Source organism: Streptomyces sp. NPDC029956, assembly GCF_055574655.1.
This window is the reverse complement of record NZ_JBVHZJ010000019.1, coordinates 82,318-96,278: the sequence shown is the minus strand read 5'-3', so window position 1 is coordinate 96,278 and position 13,961 is coordinate 82,318. Positions and strand designations below refer to the sequence as shown.

The 13,961-nt window shown below is 70.4% G+C and carries 12 protein-coding genes and 4 tRNA genes; 8 read left to right on the top strand and 8 right to left on the bottom strand.

Annotated elements, in window-relative coordinates:
• From ACZ4XX_RS17875 to ACZ4XX_RS17865, 3 genes are all read right to left on the bottom strand, one after another.
• On the bottom strand, positions 1-1,907 hold a 1,907-nt coding region (locus ACZ4XX_RS17875; RefSeq protein ID WP_468508825.1), incomplete at its 3' end, for a DEAD/DEAH box helicase.
• Between the two features lie 197 nt (positions 1,908-2,104).
• Positions 2,105-2,812 (bottom strand): hypothetical protein, encoded by a 708-nt coding sequence (locus tag ACZ4XX_RS17870; protein ID WP_468508824.1) that lies wholly within the window; start codon positions 2,810-2,812, stop codon positions 2,105-2,107.
• 112 nt (positions 2,813-2,924) lie between these two features.
• The gene (locus tag ACZ4XX_RS17865; RefSeq protein ID WP_187622110.1) at positions 2,925-3,275 is read right to left on the bottom strand and encodes a metallopeptidase family protein; all 351 of its coding nucleotides are present in this window, start codon (positions 3,273-3,275) and stop codon (positions 2,925-2,927) included.
• A gap of 104 nt (positions 3,276-3,379) precedes the next feature.
• On the opposite strand from ACZ4XX_RS17865, the gene ACZ4XX_RS17860 reads away from it, so the two are divergent.
• The 3 genes from ACZ4XX_RS17860 (at position 3,380) to ACZ4XX_RS17850 (ending at position 3,662) form a co-directional block, all read left to right on the top strand.
• A tRNA-Glu gene (locus tag ACZ4XX_RS17860) sits at positions 3,380-3,452 on the top strand.
• A 40-nt stretch (positions 3,453-3,492) separates the two neighbouring features.
• A tRNA-Asp gene (locus tag ACZ4XX_RS17855) sits at positions 3,493-3,566 on the top strand.
• 22 nt (positions 3,567-3,588) lie between these two features.
• A tRNA-Phe gene (locus ACZ4XX_RS17850) sits at positions 3,589-3,662 on the top strand.
• 97 nt (positions 3,663-3,759) lie between these two features.
• On the opposite strand, the gene ACZ4XX_RS17845 is transcribed toward ACZ4XX_RS17850, so the two are convergent.
• The 3 genes from ACZ4XX_RS17845 to ACZ4XX_RS17835 are packed head-to-tail and all read right to left on the bottom strand — an operon-like array spanning position 3,760 to position 5,807.
• On the bottom strand, positions 3,760-4,602 hold the full coding sequence (locus ACZ4XX_RS17845) for a cytochrome c biogenesis CcdA family protein (protein ID WP_468508823.1): 843 nt from the start codon (positions 4,600-4,602) through the stop codon (positions 3,760-3,762).
• Complete coding sequence (locus tag ACZ4XX_RS17840) at positions 4,599-5,399, bottom strand: DsbA family protein (RefSeq protein ID WP_468508822.1); 801 nt, start codon at positions 5,397-5,399, stop codon at positions 4,599-4,601. The genes ACZ4XX_RS17845 and ACZ4XX_RS17840 overlap by 4 nt, the downstream gene beginning before the upstream one ends.
• A gap of 57 nt (positions 5,400-5,456) precedes the next feature.
• Complete coding sequence (locus ACZ4XX_RS17835) at positions 5,457-5,807, bottom strand: hypothetical protein (RefSeq protein WP_468508821.1); 351 nt, start codon at positions 5,805-5,807, stop codon at positions 5,457-5,459.
• A gap of 124 nt (positions 5,808-5,931) precedes the next feature.
• Here ACZ4XX_RS17835 and hrpA point away from each other — a divergent pair, with 124 nt between their 5' ends.
• From hrpA to ACZ4XX_RS17820, 3 genes are all read left to right on the top strand, one after another.
• Positions 5,932-9,909, top strand: coding sequence for an ATP-dependent RNA helicase HrpA (gene hrpA, locus ACZ4XX_RS17830; protein WP_468508820.1), 3,978 nt, complete (start codon positions 5,932-5,934; stop codon positions 9,907-9,909).
• 140 nt (positions 9,910-10,049) lie between these two features.
• Positions 10,050-10,123 (top strand) — tRNA-Asp (locus ACZ4XX_RS17825).
• 126 nt (positions 10,124-10,249) lie between these two features.
• Positions 10,250-10,534 carry a DUF6274 family protein gene (locus tag ACZ4XX_RS17820; RefSeq protein ID WP_468508819.1) on the top strand — a complete coding sequence of 95 codons (285 nt, stop codon included), beginning with the start codon at positions 10,250-10,252 and terminating at the stop codon, positions 10,532-10,534.
• 340 nt (positions 10,535-10,874) lie between these two features.
• Here ACZ4XX_RS17820 and bldC read toward each other — a convergent pair whose 3' ends face one another.
• Positions 10,875-11,081, bottom strand: coding sequence for a developmental transcriptional regulator BldC (gene bldC, locus ACZ4XX_RS17815; RefSeq protein ID WP_003949541.1), 207 nt, complete (start codon positions 11,079-11,081; stop codon positions 10,875-10,877).
• A 385-nt stretch (positions 11,082-11,466) separates the two neighbouring features.
• On the opposite strand from bldC, the gene ACZ4XX_RS17810 reads away from it, so the two are divergent.
• On the top strand, positions 11,467-11,661 hold the full coding sequence (locus tag ACZ4XX_RS17810; protein WP_468508818.1) for a hypothetical protein: 195 nt from the start codon (positions 11,467-11,469) through the stop codon (positions 11,659-11,661).
• 2 nt (positions 11,662-11,663) lie between these two features.
• Here ACZ4XX_RS17810 and ACZ4XX_RS17805 read toward each other — a convergent pair whose 3' ends face one another.
• Positions 11,664-12,587 carry a DUF8083 family protein gene (locus ACZ4XX_RS17805; protein WP_468508817.1) on the bottom strand — a complete coding sequence of 308 codons (924 nt, stop codon included), beginning with the start codon at positions 12,585-12,587 and terminating at the stop codon, positions 11,664-11,666.
• Positions 12,588-12,742: 155 nt separating this feature from the next.
• Between ACZ4XX_RS17805 and ACZ4XX_RS17800 the strand changes: the two genes are divergently transcribed.
• Complete coding sequence (locus ACZ4XX_RS17800) at positions 12,743-13,834, top strand: Leu/Phe/Val dehydrogenase (protein WP_468508816.1); 1,092 nt, start codon at positions 12,743-12,745, stop codon at positions 13,832-13,834.
• Positions 13,835-13,961 lie beyond the last annotated feature (127 nt).

Genomic DNA, 13,961 nt, shown 5'->3' with positions numbered 1-13,961 from the left:
CGGTTGAAGCCGCCCGAGGGGCGCTCGTCACGACGGAAGCCACCGGACGGACGGTCGTTGTCGCGGCGGAAGCCGCCACGGTCGCCACCACGGTCGTCGCGGTTGAAGCCGCCCGAGGGGCGCTCGTCACGACGGAAGCCACCGGACGGACGGTCGTTGTCGCGGCGGAAGCCGCCACGGTCGCCACCACGGTCACCGCCGCGGAAGCCACCACGGTCGCCACCGCGGTCGCCGCCACGGTCGTCGCGGTTGAAGCCGCCACGACGCTCGTAGTTGCCCCGCTCGTCGCGGGCCGGGCGCTCCTCGCGGCGCTGCTCCTCGACGCGGGCGGCACGCTCGGCCTCCGCGGCGGCGGCGACGACCTCGGCCTCGGCGGCCTCGGTCACCTCGGCGACAGCGGCCTCGGGGTCCTCGCCACGCTCACGGGCGGCGCGGGCCACCAGGCGGTCGGCCTCCTCGCGGAGCTCGACGGCGCGGCGCTGCAGGCGCTCCAGCTGCTTGGTCAGGTCGACGACCTCGCGCTCGGCCTGCTTGGCCGAGTTGTTCGCCGAGTCGGCCTGGACCTCGGTCAGCGAACGGGCGCCGGTGATCTCGGCGACCTCGGGGTCGAACGCGCCGGCACCACCGACGATGTGGCGCGAGGCGTCGACGCCCGCGTCCTCCATCAGACGGAAGATCTGACGACGCTGGTGCGGCAGGGCCAGGGAGACCACGACACCGGAGCGGCCGGCACGAGCGGTACGGCCCGAGCGGTGCAGGTAGTCCTTGTGGTCGCCGGCCGGGTCCACGTTGAGGACCAGGTCGATGCCGTCGACGTGGATGCCTCGGGCGGCGACGTCGGTCGCGACGAGCGCGTTGACGTAGCCGTCCTTGAAGTCGGCCAGGGTCCGCGTACGGGCGCCCTGGGTCATGCCGCCGTGCAGCGCGTCGGCCTTCACACCGGCGTCGCGCAGCTGCTCCGCGATGCGGTCCGCGCCCAGCTGGGTACGGACGAAGATGATCGTGCGGCCCTTGCGGGCGGCGATGGCCGCGGTGACCGGCGCCTTGTCCTTCGGCTTCACGACGAGGACGTGGTGGGTCATGGTCGTGACGTTGCCCTGGGCGCTGTCGACCTCGTGGGTGACGGGGTCGGTCAGGTAGCGCTTGACCAGGGTGCCGATCTCGTTCTCCATGGTGGCGGAGAAGAGCATGCGCTGGCCGCCGCCGGGGATCTGGTCGAGCAGCTCGGTGACCTCGGGCAGGAAGCCCAGGTCGGCCATCTGGTCGGCCTCGTCGAGGACGGCGATCTTGACGTTCTCGAGGGAGCAGGCGCCGCGGTTGATGATGTCGCGCAGGCGGCCCGGGGTGGCGACGAGGACGTCGACACCGCGCTCCAGGGCGTAGATCTGGTTGCCCATGGACGTACCGCCGCAGACGACCTTCATCTTGAGGCCGAGCACGTCGCCGTAGGGCTGGAGGGCGTCCGCGACCTGCATCGCGAGCTCACGGGTCGGCGTGAGGATGATGCCGCGGGGCTTCTTCTTGTCGGTGTGGCCGCCGGCCAGACCGGCCAGGAGCGGCAGACCGAAGGAGAGGGTCTTGCCGGAGCCGGTACGGCCACGGCCCAGGATGTCCTTGCCGGCCAGGGCGTCCGGGATGGTCGCGGCCTGGATCGGGAAGGGGGTGGTGACGCCGTTCTGCGCGAGCTTGCGCACGACGCCGTCCGGCAGACCGAGGTCGCCGAAGGTGATCGTGGGCTCAGCGGGCTCCTCGACGGAGTCGTCGTCGGAGTCGGTGTCGATGTCGAGGGCCTCTACGGCCTCGGCGAGGTCGTCGGTGTCGATCTCGACGATCGCGACAGCCTCGGCGGCGTCGACGATCTCGTCGTTCTCGGGCATGACGGCGTGGTCAGAACTGAAAATGGACATGCGAAATGCGAAACCTTCCGGAGTCTCGGCACGCGCCCGTCAACTCCGTGATTTCGCAAACGACCGCCTCAATGCGGTCAGCCACGGCTAGGGAGAGTACGCGCCACACGGCGCTCTTCTGTGTCGGCGCCGGGCAATGGGATCAAACGATCTACCACCATACGCACCCTCCCCCACCTATGGCAAATCGGACTCCCTCACGCCGGTCCGACCTGCGGAGATGCCACCGGCTCCGGGGGCGCTTCCGGCCCGTCCGCCGCGTGCATCGCACCCATCTGGGTGTCGGGTCCGGGCGACGGCGGATCGGTCGGGTTGGAGGTCGGCTCCGGCGTCGGCTCGGGCGTCGGCTCCACGGTCGGTTCGGGCGTCGGCTCGGGGGTGGGCTCGGGCGTCGGCTCCGGTGTGGGCGTGCCCCCGCCGCCCGGACCGCCGGAACCGCCGCCGTTCGACCCGCCGCCGTTGCCGCCGCCCCCGTTCACGCCGCCCTCGCTGCCGCCGTTCCCGGCGGAGCCGCCCGAGCCGCCGCCCGGGCCGTCCTGACCACCCGTCGGCTGCGGCTTCGACGGGCCGTCGGGACCTCCCGGACCCTCGACCGGCAGCACCGTGCCCGGGGAGGGCTTCGCCGTGCCCGAGGGAGTGCCGCTCCGCACCGGGGACTCCGTACCGGAGCCGGTCACGTCGGGGCCGCCGGCGTCCCGCCGGCCGTTCCACGAACCGCTGTCGCCGCCGGGCTCCCCGGCCGCGCCGCCACCGGACTCGGTCGAGACCCCCCGCTTCCCGCCGGACGCGCCGGGCGCCGGCTTCGCCCCCTCGTCACTCACACTCATACAGCCGCTCAGACCGGCACAGGCCGCGACGGCCAGCGCGGCGGCGGCCCAGCTGACACGGGTGGGCAAATGGCGCACGGGGGCACCTCCAGGACACAACAGGCAGGAACGGAACGCGTTGCACTGCCCAACTCCCCCGGCGCCACAAGGGACACGCCCAAAGGGCCCGGGCGTACGCCCGGGGGGCCGCTCAGCCGTAGCCCAGCGCGTGCAGCCGCTCGTCGTCGATGCCGAAGTGGTGGGCGATCTCGTGCACCACCGTGATCTCCGTCTCCGCGACCACGTCCTCGCGCGACTCGCACATCCGCAGCGTCGGCCCCCGGTAGATCGTGATCCGGTCCGGCAGCACACCGGCGTACCACTCGCCGCGCTCGGTCAGCGGCGTCCCCTCGTAGAGCCCGAGCAGGTCGGGATCGTCCGGGGCGGGCTCGTCCTCCACGAACACCGCGACGTTGTCCATCAGCCGCGTCAGCTCCGGCGGAATCCGGTCCAGGGCCTCGGCGACCAGCTCTTCGAACTCCTCGCGCGTCATCTCCAGCACGCGCCCATTGTCCCCCCGCCGGAAACCGTTTTGGCGATAGCGCCCGGCATCCCATATGCTTCTCACGTCCCCGACGCACTGAGAAGTGCGCAGGTGAGCCTCTAGCCCTCATCGTCTAGTGGCCCAGGACGCCGCCCTTTCAAGGCGGTAGCACGGGTTCGAATCCCGTTGGGGGCACGTATTACCGTGTGCGAGACTAGTGATCGCGCACAAGCTTGGCTCTGTGGAGCAGTTGGTTAGCTCGCCACCCTGTCAAGGTGGAGGTCGCGGGTTCAAGTCCCGTCAGAGTCGCTGAAGCCGGAAACGGCTTCGTGGCTGGGTAGCTCAGTTGGTACGAGCGATCGCCTGAAAAGCGATAGGTCGCCGGTTCGACCCCGGCCCCAGCCACAAACAGAAGGCCCCGTTCGAAAGAACGGGGCCTTCTTCGTGTGTCTGCACGCGGAGAAGCGTACGGGGAGGAGGCCGGCGCCCCCTCCCCGTACCGTCACATCTCCTCGCGCTCCCGCGAGCGGCTCCCCCGCCTGCCCCGCAACGCGAGCACCAGCGCCACCACGGCCACCACCGCGACGAGCAGCGCCCAGTCCGGGACCGCCCGGCCGAGCGAGGCCACCCGCTGCTCCACCGCGAACGAGTCGTCCACCGACAGCAGGCCCGGCAGCGCGGTCGTCCCGTCGAAGACCAGGAAGAGCGTCCCGAGGGCCACGAAGAACAGGCCCGAGAGCAGCGACGTCGAGTGGAGCGTGAGCGGGCCCACCCGGAGCGGCCGGCCGCGCAGCCAGGACCGGCGGCCCAGGTCGTACCGCTCCCAGAGCAGCGCGAGCACGAACAGCGGAACCGCCATGCCGAGCGCGTACACGGCGAGAAGGAGTCCCCCGTACGCCGGGCTGCCGCTCAGCGCCGCGACCGTCAGGACGCTGCCGAGGATCGGACCCGCGCAGAAGCCTGCGAGGCCGTAGACCAGCCCGAGGGCGTAGACGGAGAGCGCCGACGTGGGCCGGATCCGGCCGCTCGCCTCCGCGATCCGCCGGGAGGCGAAGCCCAGGCCGAGGATCTGCAGGACACCGAGGCCGACGATCAGCCAGCCGCCGACGGTGACGAGCAGCTCCCGGTGGCCGTAGAAGAGACGGCCCGCGAAGGAGCCGGCCGCGCCGAGCGGGACGAGAGTGGTGGCCAGACCCGCGTAGAGGATGCCGGTCCTGGCCACCAGCTTCGCGCGCGTGTCGATCGAATACGCGAAGAAGGCGGGCAGGAGCAGGGCACTGCACGGGCTGAGCAGGGCGAGCAGGCCGCCGAGGAAGGCGGCGAAATAGCCGATGCCGGAGGTCACCGCGCCGAGTCCGCCCCGGGCTTCGTGGCGCCGCCGGTCGGCTCGGCCGTCTTCGGTGCCTTGTCGTCCTTGGCGTCCTTGGCGTCCTTGGCGGCCTTCGCCGCCGCCTCGATCACCTCGGTGAAGGTCTCCAGCGGCTGCGCGCCGGCGATCGGCCGGCCGTTGATCAGGAAGGAGGGCGTGGAGGTGGCGCCGAGGGAGTAGCCCTGCTCCTGGTCGGCGCTCACGGCCGCGCGGGCCGCCGCCCCCTCGCTGTCCTTCTCGAACCGGGCCGCGTCGGGCACGCCCGCCTCCTTCGCCAGGGCCGCGATCCGGTCCTTGCCGAAGCCCTTCTCCTTGGCGCCCTCCGCGTAGGCGGCCTTGTGGAACTGCCAGAACCGGCCCTGCTGCCCGGCGGCCCAGGACGCGCGGGCGACCGCCTCCGACTCCTCGCCGAAGATCGGGAAGTTCCGCCACTCGATGCGCAGGGTCCCGTCCTCGACGTACTTCTTCATCAGGACCGGCTCGGTGTCCCGGGCGAACTTCCCGCAGTAGCCGCACTTGAAGTCGGCGTACTCGATGAGCACGACGGGCGCGTCGGCGCGGCCGAGGGCGAGCTTGTCGGAGGCGTCGCGGCGGGCGTACGCCTCCAGTTCGGCGTAGACGCCGGCGGACGGGTCGGCGGAGACCTCGGCGACGGAGGAGGAGCCGGACGCGCCGGGGGACGCGGGCTTGGTGGCGGTGTACGAGACGACCCCGAGCAGGGCGGCGGCGACGGCCACCCCGGCGACGATCACGAGCGGCTTGGACTTGGGCATGCGGAACTGCTCCTGAGGAGAAGGGAGGCGGGAGGGACGGCGGAGGCGGCCGTCCGTCTACACCCTCAGGACGGACAGCTCCACGGGAGACAGCGGTGCGCGCGCGGGGGGCTCCCGCCCCGGCGCCGCGCCCCGGCCGCCCGGATCCGGCTCCCGGGTCCCGCAGGGGGTCCGGTCGGCGGCGAGCGAGGGCAGCAGCTCCGCGAAACCGTGCGCACGCGGCGGTACGACGGGACCTGCGGCCCCCTCGTCGACGGGGTGGCCCGGGTCGCAGCCGGGGACGGCGGCGCCCAGGACGACCGGGGCCGTCCCCGCGGGCGTGGCCGTCGTCGCACCGCACGCCAGGAGTCCGAGGACCAGCGCCACGAGCGCGGCGAACGCCACCGGCACACGGGCGGTGCAGAACATGCGAAACCTCTCCGGTCCGGTCGACGTGTCCGAAATAGTACGCACCCCTCTTCACGGCCCCCGGGCGAGCCACTCGTAAATCGGTTCGCCGCTTCTCGGCCGCAGGTGCGATCCTGGATTCCGTATGTCTACTTCCTTCGCCGCCCTCCAGTCCGTCCTGGCCGAGGTCTCGCTGCGGGACTCCCACCGGCTCGGCCGCCGTCTCGAAGGCGCCCGCCGCATCCGCAAGCCCGAGGCCCGCGCGGCCGTCCTGGACGAGATCGCCGTCGAGGCGGCCAAGGCCAAGGAGCGCGTCGACGGGCGCGCCTCCCGCGTGCCCGCGGTCACGTATCCCGAACAGCTGCCCGTCTCGCAGAAGAAGGACGAGATCCTGGAGGCGATACGCGACCACCAGGTCGTGATCGTCGCCGGTGAGACCGGGTCGGGAAAGACGACCCAGATCCCGAAGATCTGTCTGGAACTCGGCCGGGGCGTCCGGGGCATGATCGGGCACACCCAGCCCCGCCGGATCGCCGCCCGCACGGTCGCCGAGCGGGTCGCCGAGGAGCTGAGGACCCCGCTCGGCGAGGCCGTCGGCTGGAAGGTCCGCTTCACCGACCAGGTGAACCCCGACGCGACCTTCGTGAAGCTGATGACGGACGGCATCCTGCTCGCCGAGATCCAGACGGACCGCGAGCTGCGCGCCTACGACACGATCATCATCGACGAGGCCCACGAGCGGTCCCTCAACATCGACTTCCTGCTCGGCTACCTGGCCCAGCTGCTCCCCAAGCGCCCCGACCTCAAGGTCGTGATCACCTCCGCGACCATCGACCCCGAGCGCTTCTCCCGCCACTTCGGCGAGGCACCGATCGTCGAGGTCAGCGGCCGTACGTACCCGGTGGAGGTCCGTTACCGGCCCCTCCTCGAAGAGGACTCCGAGGACAGCGACCGCGACCAGATCACCGCGATCTGCGAGGCCGTCGACGAACTCCAGTCCGAGGGCCCCGGCGACGTCCTGGTCTTCCTCTCCGGAGAGCGCGAGATCCGTGACACCGCGGACGCCCTCCTCAAGCGGCAGCTGCGCAACACCGAGGTCCTCCCGCTCTACGCGCGGCTGAGCCACGCCGAGCAGCACCGGGTCTTCCAGGCGCACTCCGGCCGCCGGATCGTCCTCGCGACGAACGTCGCCGAGACCTCGCTGACCGTCCCCGGCATCAAGTACGTGATCGATCCGGGCACCGCCCGCATCTCCCGCTACTCGCACCGGACCAAGGTGCAGAGACTGCCGATCGAGCCGGTCAGCCAGGCCAGCGCCAACCAGCGCAAGGGCCGCTGCGGCCGTACGTCCGACGGCATCTGCATCCGGCTGTACTCCGAGGACGACTTCGTCACCCGGCCGGAGTTCACGGACGCCGAGATCCTCCGTACGAACCTCGCCTCCGTCATCCTCCAGATGACCGCGGCCGGTCTCGGCGACATCGAGAAGTTCCCGTTCATCGACCCGCCGGACCACCGCAACATCCGGGACGGCGTGCAGCTCCTCCAGGAACTGGGGGCGATCGAACCGGAGGAGAAGTCCCCCCAGGAGGGGAAGCGGGGGCAGCGGCTCACGCAGCAGGGGCGGAAGCTCGCCCAGCTGCCCGTCGACCCGCGGCTCGCCCGGATGGTCCTGGAGGCCGACAAGAACGGCTGTGTCCGCGAGGTCATGGTGATCGCGGCCGCCCTCTCCATCCAGGACCCGCGCGAGCGGCCGGCGGAGAAGCAGGCGCAGGCCGACCAGCAGCACGCCCGGTTCAAGGACGAGACGAGCGACTTCCTCGCCTTCCTGAACATGTGGCGGTACGTCCGCGAGCAGCAGAAGGAGCGCGGCTCCAGCTCCTTCCGCCGGATGTGCAAGCAGGAGTACCTGAACTTCCTGCGCATCCGCGAGTGGCAGGACATCTACGCGCAGCTGCGGACGGTCGCGAAGCAGCTGGGCATCCATGTGAACGAGGAGGACGCGCCGGAGCAGTCCGTCCACGTCTCGCTCCTCGCCGGCCTCCTCAGCCACATCGGCATGAAGGACGTGAAGGACGCCGGGAAGGAGGGCGGGAAGAACACGGCGAAGAACGACTACCTGGGTGCCCGCAGCGCCAAGTTCGCGATCTTCCCCGGCTCCGCGCTCTTCAGGAAGCCCCCGCGCTTCGTCATGTCCGCCGAGCTGGTGGAGACCTCGCGCCTCTGGGCCCGGGTCAACGCGCGCGTGGAGCCCGAGTGGATCGAGCCGCTCGCCCAGCACCTGGTGAAGAAGACGTACAGCGAGCCGCACTGGGAGAAGGACCAGGCGGCCGTGATGGCCTTCGAGAAGGTGACGCTGTACGGCGTCCCGATCATCGCCGACCGCAAGGTCAACTACGGCCGGATCGACCCCGAGGTCTCCCGCGACCTGTTCATCAGGAACGCGCTCGTCGAGGGCGACTGGCGCACCCACCACAGGTTCTTCGCGGACAACCGCAAGCTCCTCACCGAGGTCGAGGAGCTGGAACACCGCGCGCGGCGCCGGGACATCCTGGTCGACGACGAGACGCTCTTCGACTTCTACGACAAGCGCGTCCCCGAACACGTCGTGTCCGGAGCCCACTTCGACTCCTGGTGGAAGCACAAGCGCCACGAGGAACCGGAGTTTCTCGACTTCGAGCGCGAGATGCTCATCAACGAGAAGGCCGCCGGGGTCACCAAGGACGACTACCCGGACTCCTGGCGGCAGGGTCCGCTGAAGTTCCGGGTGACGTACCAGTTCGAGCCCGGCGCGGACGCCGACGGTGTGACCGTCCACGTCCCGCTCCAGGTCCTGAACCAGGTCACCGACGACGGCTTCGAGTGGCAGATCCCCGGTCTGCGCGGCGAGGTCGTCACCGAGCTGATCCGCTCCCTGCCGAAGCCGATCCGCCGCCACTACGTGCCCGCGCCGAACTTCGCGTCCCGCTTCCTCGACGCGGTCGTGCCCGTGCAGGAGCCGCTGACGGGGGCGCTCGCCCGCGAGCTCCAGCGGATGGTCGGCGTGCCGGTGACGGCCGACGACTTCGACTGGGCGAAGGTCCCCGAGCACCTCAAGGTGACCTTCCGGATCGTCGACGAGCGGCGCAGGAAGCTCGCCGAGGACAAGGACCTGGAGACGCTGCGGCTGCAGCTGCGCCCGAAGGCCCGCAAAGCCCTCTCCCAGGCTGCCGCGGCGGCCACCGCGGGCCCGGACGGTTCCGGTCCCTCCCTGGAGCGCACGGGGCTCACGGACTGGACGATCGGGACGCTCACGAGGGTCTTCGAGACCAAGCGGGGCGGGCAGCCGGTCAAGGCGTACCCGGCGCTCGTGGACGAGGGCGCGACCGTCGCCGTACGGCTCTTCGACACGGAGGCCGAGCAGGCGCTCGCGATGTGGCGGGGCATCCGGAAGCTGATCATGCTGAACATCCCGGTGAACCCGGCGAAGTTCGCCTCGGACAAGCTGACCAACCAGCAGAAGCTGGCCCTGTCCTCGAACCCGCACGGCTCGATCCAGGCCCTCTTCGACGACTGCGCCACCGCGGCGGCCGACAAGCTGATCGCGGAGCACGGCGGCCCGGCGTGGGACGAGGAGTCGTTCAGGAAGCTGTTCGACAAGGTGCGCGCGGACCTGGTGGACACGACCGTGCGGACGGTGGGCCAGGTCCAGCAGATCCTGGCGGCCTGGCAGGCGTGCGAGCGCCGGCTGAAGTCGACGAACAGCCTGGCGCTGATCAACAACCTGACCGACGTGCGCGCCCAGCTGGCCTGGCTGATGCCGGCGGGCTTCGTCACCCGGACGGGTCTGAAGCGGCTCCCGGACCTGATGCGCTATCTGGTGGCGGTGGACCGGCGGCTCCAGCAGATGCCGACCGGGGTCCAGCGGGACACCACCCGGATGGAGAAGGTCCAGGAGATGCAGGACGAGTACGCCTGGCTGCTCGAACAGCTCCCCAAGGGCCGCCCGGTGCCGTCCGAGGTGACCGACATCCGCTGGATGATCGAGGAGCTGCGGGTGAGCTACTTCGCGCACGCGCTGGGCACGGCGTACCCGATCTCGGACAAGCGGATCGTGAAGGCGATCGACGCGGCGGCGCCCTAGGTCCGGTCGTCGAACTCCTGTCGCGGGGCAGACGGGAGTTCGACGGCAGGGCCTGGCGGGGCGCCCGTCGGTGAGTTCGACCGGACCGCTGACCTGCTGTACAGTGTTCCTCGCAGCCACTTACGAGGGGCAGCACGCAAGGACCTGTGGAGCAGTTGGTTAGCTCGCCACCCTGTCAAGGTGGAGGTCGCGGGTTCAAGTCCCGTCAGGTTCGCCTTCAAGAAAGGCCCGCATCGCGAGATGCGGGCCTTTCTTTGTGTTCCGTGTCTTGACGGGGCCACGCGCCCGCCGGTACCCCGGACATCAGGGATTCGGGGGCCCACACCGGAGGTGGTCGCGCATGGCCGCGGCATCCGCAGCACGGCACGAGACGAGAGCACTGCTGCGCGCCCATCTGGCGGCCGCGTCCCGGTACGGACACCTCACCCGCCATTGCGTGGTCTGCCATCGCCTTCTGCGGCTCTCCATGGACCTTCCGGAGCCCGAGGGGCCCGAGGAAGGACCGGAGGGGCCCTGCGATGGACCGCAGAGGCCCGGAGAAGGGCCCGAAGGGCAGGAAGGCCGGGCGGACGGGCCCGCGGCGCCGGCGGGCGGCAGTGGGGACGAAAGTCCCAGCGACCCATGACCAACGGCGGGCCGAGGCCGTTCCGCGAAGTGGGAGGCTGTTCTTTGGCAAGAGTTCGCCAGTGTGACGGGAGTCACTGAGGCAGTTTCAGAAACCGCTTCACTTACACCCTCCCTACACCGGTCCGATTTAATATGTGCAATTGCACCGCTCTCCGAAGAGTGGCGCCGGACACAAAAGAAGATCGCGCCAGACCCGGCGGAGTCCAGCGCGATCGTTGACGAAGGCCTGTTGGGGCAGGAATCCGTCGGCAGAGCTAGGTGTGGGCGACCGGATTGGGGGATCCGGACAGGCCCGGTGTTACGGGGTACTGCGGGTACTGCGGGGTGTTTGCGCGACCTCAGGCCTCGCTGCGCTGCTGCGGAATACCCGCCAGCAGAGCGCGAACCTCAGCTTCGCGGTACCGGCGATGCCCACCCAGGGTGCGGATGGACGTGAGCTTCCCGGCCTTCGCCCAACGGGTCACCGTCTTCGGGTCCACACGGAACATCGTGGCAACCTCGGCAGGGGTCAGCAGCGGCTCGGCATCAGGGGTGCGAGCGGTCATGAGCGGCCTCCTCGGGAGAACCGAACCATCTCGGTTCTTTCCTCTAAATTCTGCACCTTGACCCGCGTTGCCCGAAATGGCAGAAGCGGGCCGAGTCGGTTATAGGACGAACGGCTTGTCCTCGGCACTACAACTACACCATCCGTCCAGCCACGTCGGCCAAACCGATGGAATTGCCCTCGCAGGTGTTCATCAGCGGCGGAAGTCGATGGACCATGCCATAACGGACAGTCACGCCACTGTGACGATCAGTCACAGGGCGATCAGGAGTCCTCAGACCCCCCATAGAGTGCAATGCTGAGCGTTCCGCCCATAGATGGACGGAAGGAACCCTCCCCGGACTCCTTGTCCTATTTTGGCACGAGGGTGGGTGATGGACGCAAGGGTGCGTTACGTGCTGTCCGTCACGCTTGAGCCAAAGGCCCGGATCGGGACCAACGTCCCCGCCCAGCAGGTGCCGAAAGACCCGACACCGCTCGGCATTCAAAACCGGGCAGGCGGTATCCGGACAACCATGAAGATCATTTACACCCGTCGGACATGTCTTGTCGATACCGACCTGACGAAGATGCCCGGCTGATGTCAATTCGCGAAGCGAAGATCCCTGACCGCCCGCCAGCGCTCCGCGAGCCGCCCGTACGCGTCGCTCGCCCGCTCACCGTCGCCGGCCCGCAGCGCCGCGAACCCCTCGGCCAGCTGCGCCGCCGACCGGTCGGCCGCCAGCCACTCCTCCGGCAGCGCGTGCACCAGACCGCCGAAGTCCAGCTCCACGAGCGCCCGCGGATGGAACTCCTCCAGCCAGCGCCCCACGTCGATCAGGCCCTCCGTCATCGGACCGTCGTCGATCGACTCCCGCAGGGCCCGCAGCGCCCGCGCGAGACGGCGGCGCGCCTGCGCCATCGTCGTCCGGTAGCGCAGCACCGGAGCCTTCCCCACCCCGTTCGCGCCCGCACCGGCCACACCGGACACGCCGGCCGCACCGGCCCCGTCGGCGCCCGCGTCGGCGCCGGACGGCCGCTCTCCCGGCTCGTACTCCCGGTCCTCGTCCCCGAAGAGCGCGAACCAGCGCAGCGGCACCTGCCAGACCGCCGTACGGATCCACGGACGCGCGTCCGGGTTCCTGCTCAGCCAGCGCTCGTAGTCGCTCTCCACCTGGACGCGCACGACCGGCGGCAGCATCGCGTCGAGCACCGGCCCAGGGAACTGGCCGGCCAGTTCCTGGAGCGCCAGCCACCCCCGCAGCCGGGTCCGCCACGGACAGATCACCACCACCCCGCCCAGATGGGCGACGAAGGCCTCCCCGCTCTCGTGGACCGGCACCGGGACCGGTGGCGTCGGCAGCAGGTCGGCCAGCGAGCGCCGCAGCTCCTCCTGCGCCCCCGGAGTGCGCGGCCGGCGGGCGTACCCGGCCCAGTGGGTCCGCTCCGGCTCGGGGAACGCGGCCAGCGGCTCGTACACCCGCAGATAGGACGCGTAGGGAATGAGGACCGAGGAGGCGACCGACATGTCGCGAATCCTTCCACGGAGGTACTCCGGGAGGGGGTGATCCTGAGCACTGCTGCCGATCTACGCCCAGGTAGGACTTACTCTCTTGCCGAACTGGTCCTCCCCCACCCACAGGGAGGTCCGCAACCGCCGCTTCGTACTTGGGAGTCACCACCGTGACCGATGTGACCGGCGTTCCTGCTGATGTACTGCACACCTTGTTCCACTCGGAGCAGGGTGGCCACGAGCAAGTCGTGCTCTGCCAGGACCGCGCCACCGGCCTCAAGGCCGTCATCGCCCTCCACTCCACCGCCCTCGGCCCCGCCCTCGGCGGCACCCGCTTCTACCCGTACGCCACCGAGGCCGCGGCGATCGCCGACGCCCTCAACCTGGCCCGCGGCATGTCGTACAAGAACGCCATGGCCGGACTCGACCACGGTGGCGGCAAGGCCGTCATCATCGGCGACCCGGAGAAGATCAAGACGGAGGAGCTCCTCCTCGCCTACGGGCGCTTCGTCGCCTCCCTCGCCGGCCGGTACGTCACGGCCTGCGACGTCGGCACCTACGTCGCCGACATGGACGTCGTCGCCCGCGAGAACAAGTGGACCACCGGCCGCTCCCCCGAGAACGGCGGCGCCGGCGACTCCTCCGTCCTCACCGCCTTCGGCGTCTTCCAGGGCATGCGCGCCTCCGCGCAGACCCTCTGGGGCGACCCGACGCTCCGCGGCCGCAAGGTCGGCGTCGCCGGCGTCGGCAAGGTCGGCCACTACCTCGTCGAGCACCTCCTCGAGGACGGCGCCGAGGTCGTGATCACCGATGTGCGCGAGGAGTCGCTGCGCCGGATCACCGACAAGCACCCGCAGGTCACCGTGGTCGCCGACACCGAGGCGCTGATCCGCGTCGAGGGTCTCGACATCTACGCGCCGTGCGCGCTCGGCGGCGCGCTGAGCGAGGAGACCGTCCCGTTCATCACCGCGAGCATCGTCTGCGGAGCGGCGAACAACCAGCTCGCCCACCCGGGCATCGAGAAGGACCTCGTGGAGCGCGGGATCCTCTACGCGCCCGACTACGTGGTCAACGCCGGAGGCGTGATCCAGGTCGCCGACGAGCTGCACGGCTTCGACTTCGACCGCTGCAAGGCGAAGGCGACGAAGATCTTCGACACCACGCTCGAGATCTTCGCACGTGCGAAGGCTGACGGGATTCCGCCGGCCGCTGCGTCCGACCGGATCGCCGAGCAGCGCATGGCGGACGCGCGACGCGCCTGAGCCGTGCCGGGGGCCGACCCGCCGCAGGGTGACCGTGAGGCGTCCACGGGAGGGCCGTGAAGCGGCCACGGGGAGACTTCCCTCACGCCCCTCGGCGGGTCGGCCCTCAAGAAGAGGTTAAAATCGC